The sequence below is a fragment of the Tritonibacter sp. SIMBA_163 genome, from assembly GCF_046535935.1.
GTDB classification, from domain to species: domain Bacteria; phylum Pseudomonadota; class Alphaproteobacteria; order Rhodobacterales; family Rhodobacteraceae; genus Epibacterium; species Epibacterium scottomollicae.
Window position 1 is genome coordinate 1 of the sequence record NZ_JAWJBP010000316.1, and the last position, 279, is coordinate 279.

The 279-nt window shown below is 55.6% G+C and carries 1 protein-coding gene; it reads right to left on the minus strand.

The features are described from left to right. Positions 1-197, minus strand: a 197-nt coding sequence (locus R0J92_RS22545; protein WP_411053298.1) for a DHHA1 domain-containing protein, incomplete at its 3' end; no start/stop codon positions are given. Positions 198-279: the final 82 nt, after the last annotated feature.

The following is a 279-nucleotide window of genomic DNA, read 5'->3' on the forward strand; positions in this document are numbered from 1 at the left end:
GTATTGCCTCCACCTTGGGCTAGCGTAGCAGTTCCGCCTCCCTTGCCGTCTGTTTCGGCAAGCAAACGCTTTAAGGTCTCTCTCATATCTGCATCCCGTTCCTCACCGCGGGCACAGACCAGGCGGATGCTGCCGTCTTTTTGTGCTGCAAACAATGCGCAAATCGATGGATATTGCGCCGTGGCGAGCTTGGCCAATTGCTGCAATTCCTTAACCGGCCGGTCGCCATAATTCCGGATTACAAGACCCTCGTCCGGGGACAAGGCTTGAGCTTCAGAT